Below are 3,065 nucleotides of genomic sequence, written 5' to 3'. Positions count from 1 at the left end.
CAGTGTGTTTCATGTGTTAACCGCTTGGTTTTTATTTAGCCTTGTGTATTGGGAAGCGAGCCACTGGCAAAATGAATTGCAGTGGTACGGCACCAGTGCAGCGGTATTGTGGTTTGCCTGTCTGGTAGTGCCTTTGGTTGCCTTGTTGAACCTCACCAATAAATCCATTTGGCCGTTTGCAAATTACCCGGCGGATTACAAAAACTTAATTCCCGCACCACTGCTGTTTGGTCTATTGCTCTGGTTTATTTATGCCAGCCACTATTCCGGTATTACCGATCAATTCTATTTGCCCATTTTAAATCCGCTCGATTTAGCGCAAGCCGCAGTGCTGATTATTTTTGCCTATGCGATTAAGCGCGGCTTTATCGGTTTACATTCAGCGCCGCCAGAGTTGCGTTATGGCGCAATCGGTTTATTGGGTTTTGTGTGGATTAACATTGTATTGCTGCGTGCAATTCACCAATACGCGGATGTGGAATATGTATCCCATGTGATGTGGGATTCCGTCATCGTACAAATGGCACTGTCGATCCTCTGGGCGATTTGCGCGCTGGTCATCATGAACCTCTCGCGCCGCTGGCAAGAACGCAAACTCTGGATGCTCGGCGCCGGTTTGCTGGGTTTGGTGTTACTAAAACTTTTCACCAAAGACCTAACCGGCACAGGCACACTCGCGCGCATCGTTTCGTTTATGGTTGTCGGCGGTTTGATGCTGTTGATTGGTTATTTATCGCCAATTCCGGCGAAGGCGAAATCAACAGCAGATGAAGAGGTTTGATTGTGGAGTTAGCCATGCAAGTTATTAAAAAGCGTTTCCTATTGTTATCGTGCTTACTGGGTATGACGGCCAACGCCGAAGTCATCCCCGTTTACCAAATAAACGAAGCGCCTGGCACTTATGTGCAAACTACGCTTACGCACGATATTTATCGCTACAGCTCGGATGCGCAATTAAATGATCTGGTAGTGACCGATGCGCAACGCAATAAATTGCCCTACCGCATTACTGCGCCCAGTACCCAAGTGAATGAGCAATCGCAATTGGCCGATGCGCGTTTCTTTCCTGTTGCCGTTGGTGCACCGCCTGAGGCGTTAATCGCGTTAAGCAGTGCATCTATTCGGTTGGATGCGAATGAAATATCGGTCAGCGTAGAAAAAACCACTAACGATAAACTGCAAGACCAAAGTGCACCGGTTGATTTTTATGTGGTGGATGTAAGTGATCTAAAAACCCGCATCGATAAATTAGTGGTGGATTGGCAGGTAACGGAAACTAGCCAATATTTGGAGGTGCAAGTCAGCGGCACTAATGACCTCACCACTTGGTCGAGCATCGCGCAAACCACGTTGGTGCAATTGCAAAAAGAAGGGCAGTTGCTTACGCGTAATAAAATTTCAGTCAATTTGAGCGAGAAACAATACGCTTATTTGCGGTTGAAATTCACGCGCGGCAATGAGAATTTGGAGCTCAGAAAAATCCAGATCGAAAACACCGATAAAGTCGCCAATGCCCCCGTGGTTGATCGCTGGGAAGTAAAAGGCGCACTCGCGGAAGATCAGGATTCAGCAATGCGCGCAGGCAATCACACCGCTAGTATGCCCGTTGCTGCCTGGGAATTTGCGCGCGATGACATTGCCCCCGTTGCCAATATCAGCCTCAACCTCGGCACCATTATGTATGGCGATAACATCAAAGTGTTTTCGCGCAATACCGAAAAACAACCCTGGCAATTACTTCATCAAGGAATTTGGTTTAATACGCAAGTAGGGAGCGAGTGGCAGCAGAGCGATGCAATCAATATCTACAGCAATAGCGATATCTACTGGCGCGTTGAACTCAACGAACTGGTACGCACCACGCTTAATCCCACGCTGGTTTTCCATCGCCAACCACAAACCCTGCAATTCATTGCAAACAATGCAGCGCCATACAAAATCGCGATAGATGATCAAGCAGCACCCAATAGCCAACAAACCAGCGGACAGATTTTTTCGCAGTTGGTAAGTGGTAAAGAATTGCAGTGGGGGCAGGTGGCGTTTACCGAGTTGAATCCGAATATAGATTCGTTTGCTCGTCATGGCATGCAGGTGAGTTGGAAGACGCTGTTGTTTTGGGGGATTTTGATTTTAGCTGTGGCGGTGTTGGTGGGTGTTGCGGTTAGGTTGATGGGGCAGATGCGATAGTTTTATAGTAGTAATAAAAGGAGAAACTGATGAGTATTAATCCAATTAATGTGTTTTATAGCTACAGTCATGCGGATAGCTCGCATAAGAAGAACATGGAAAAATTTAATACCTTACTTCGAAATGAGAAGTTGATTTCAGAGTGGTCTGACAAAGAGATTCTTCCTGGCAAGAATATAAACAATGAAATTGAAAAAGCATTGGCAAGTGCCGACTTAATTATATTTTTAGTCAGTATAGATTTCATTGCGTCCCCAGCTTGTAAAAAAGAGTGGGATTCTGCAAATAAAATTGCCAAAGCACAAAGTAAAAACCTAGTTTCAATAATTGTTAGGGATTGCCCGTGGCTTGACTTTGAAAATATGAGTGAATCGCTAGTGTTGCCATATGATGGAAAACCAATAGCGTTATGGGATAGTGAGGACTCGGCTTGGATGAGCGTTTATAGCAGCATAAGAAGACTCGTATTGGAAATAATTGAAAGAAAGTCAGTTATTAAGAATTAGCTTTTAAGGACTTACGTATGAATAGCGCACCTATTAAAATTTTTTATGGCTTCGCTCAAGCTGACAATCAACACAAATATACAATGGATAAGTATCTCACACTGTTGCGTCAACATAATTTGATTGATGAATGGTGTGAGAGAGAGGTTATAGCAGGACAAGATATCAGCGAGAGAAAAAAGTTGGCACTCTCCGAATCAGATATAATAATATTTTTAATTAGTATTGATTTCTTAAGCTCAAAAGAGTGTAAGGCGGATTGGGACGCAGCCTCTAAATTGGCTCTGGCCGATGGAAAAAGAATAGTTACTATAATAGTTGCGGAGTGCCCTTGGAGAGATTTTGGAGGCATGGACAGATTAGCTCCATTGC

Annotated in this window: 4 protein-coding genes; all 4 read left to right on the top strand. The window is 44.5% G+C overall.

All coding sequences use genetic code 11. The features are described 5' to 3' along the window. Positions 1 to 781 (top strand): DUF2339 domain-containing protein (locus tag ACWA6V_RS19940; protein ID WP_449524132.1); only part of this gene is annotated, 781 nt, incomplete at its 5' end. A gap of 14 nt (positions 782 to 795) precedes the next feature. Continuing rightward, complete coding sequence (locus tag ACWA6V_RS19935) at positions 796 to 2,187, top strand: DUF3999 family protein (RefSeq protein WP_449524131.1); 1,392 nt, start codon at positions 796 to 798, stop codon at positions 2,185 to 2,187. A 29-nt stretch (positions 2,188 to 2,216) separates the two neighbouring features. After that, positions 2,217 to 2,693 carry a toll/interleukin-1 receptor domain-containing protein gene (locus ACWA6V_RS19930; RefSeq protein ID WP_449524130.1) on the top strand — a complete coding sequence of 159 codons (477 nt, stop codon included), beginning with the start codon at positions 2,217 to 2,219 and terminating at the stop codon, positions 2,691 to 2,693. Between the two features lie 17 nt (positions 2,694 to 2,710). After that, positions 2,711 to 3,065 (top strand): TIR domain-containing protein (locus tag ACWA6V_RS19925; protein WP_449524129.1); only part of this gene is annotated, 355 nt, incomplete at its 3' end.

Source organism: Cellvibrio sp., from assembly GCF_053579595.1.
The sequence above is the reverse complement of the archived record's forward strand: the minus strand, read 5'-3'. Positions and strand labels throughout refer to the sequence as shown.

Bases quoted from the DNA above. Each gene is read 5' to 3' on its own strand.
- ACWA6V_RS19935 (WP_449524131.1), top strand. From the start codon at position 796: ATGCAAGTTATTAAAAAGCGTTTCCTATTGTTATCGTGCTTACTGGGT.
- ACWA6V_RS19930 (WP_449524130.1), top strand. From the start codon at position 2,217: ATGAGTATTAATCCAATTAATGTGTTTTATAGCTACAGTCATGCGGAT.